The organism is Anaerotalea alkaliphila (assembly GCF_010179735.1).
GTDB classification, from domain to species: Bacteria; Bacillota; Clostridia; order Lachnospirales; family Vallitaleaceae; genus Anaerotalea; species Anaerotalea alkaliphila.
This window is the reverse complement of the sequence record NZ_JAAEEH010000090.1, coordinates 1-1,284: the sequence shown is the minus strand read 5'-3', so window position 1 is coordinate 1,284 and position 1,284 is coordinate 1. Positions and strand designations below refer to the sequence as shown.

Below are 1,284 nucleotides of genomic sequence, written 5' to 3'. Positions count from 1 at the left end.
ATTGTACCAAATCGCTGGCGCGATGGCTAGGCAAGGCACATCGTTTTTCAAGCCTTTAGTCTTTCCCGTAGCCATGTTTTTTTGATTTAGAACAAAAAAGTAGTAGCTGCTTTTGAATATGTGTTATATTGTTAAGTTACCACACCAAACAACACACACAGACCAAAAACAGCCTACTACTATGCGTATTATACTATGTGATTCCCAACACAACAACTACATATTCAGATTTTTTCTTGTCCGGGGCCCTCCGATGCAATGTTTGTCTGCTTTTGCCTTTCATCCATTGCATGATTTAGGAGGATTTCTATGCAGCATTATCTTGATTCTTACAAGCAAATGGTTTCCCTTCGTGGCCTGACTGGCCACACCCTCAAATCCTATGCCACTTACATCCACGCTTACCTCGACTACCTGGAAAACATGCTGGGCAAGCAACCCGAGGATGTGACCTGGCAGGAGCTTCGGGATTTCGTCCTCTTCATCCAGACAAGGCGTTCTCTGGCCGACCGCACCGTCAACGCCTGCATCTCCCAGCTGCGGTTTTTCACCTTGTATGTCCTCCACAAGCCCTGGGACCCGTACCAGCTGCCTTCCCGCAAATTCGACTCCTACCTTCCCTTTGTCCCTACACAACAGGAGACACAGGCCTTCATTTCTTCCATTCCCGACCTGAAGCCTAAAACCATGGTCTCACTCATGTATTCTGCCGGTCTGCGCATCGGTGAGGTCTGCCACCTCAAATGCTCCGACATCGACCGCAAGAGCATGCGCATCCATGTCGCCCGCGGCAAGAACCGCTCCGACCGCTACGCCCTCCTGTCCCCCAAGGTCCTGTCCCTGCTGGAAGACTACTGGCGCTCCTGCGGCAGGCCCGGCAGCTACCTGTTCCCCCAAAAATCAAGTCCGGACAAGCCGGTCAGACCCGCCTACCTCTCCCGCCACATCCATGCCCACGAAGACCGCTTGGGCTGGAAGCGCCGGCTCACCTGCCATTCCTTCCGCCACGCCTTCGGCACCCACCTTTATGAGAACGGCACCGACCTGTTGACGATCAAATCCCTGCTTGGCCACAAATCCTTCAACTCGACCGCCATCTACGTCCAGCTGGCCAATGGCGGCATCGGCAAGGCTGTCAGCCCTTTCGACACGCTGGAGGGCTTCTGACATGTACAAGATCCAGAGGATCTTCAACGCTTCCTATCCGGCGTATGCCCGGCAGTTCAACCCTTCCACCGTCCAGCAGAAGGCCTCCCTATCCATCATGAACTGCAAATCCGGCAG

At 53.4% G+C, this 1,284-nt stretch carries 1 protein-coding gene; it reads left to right on the top strand.

Annotated elements, in window-relative coordinates; translation table 11 throughout:
* The first annotated feature begins 309 nt into the window (after positions 1–309).
* Positions 310–1,167 (top strand): tyrosine-type recombinase/integrase, encoded by an 858-nt coding sequence (locus GXN74_RS14240; RefSeq protein WP_162371596.1) that lies wholly within the window; start codon positions 310–312, stop codon positions 1,165–1,167.
* The last annotated feature ends 117 nt before the right edge of the window (positions 1,168–1,284 follow it).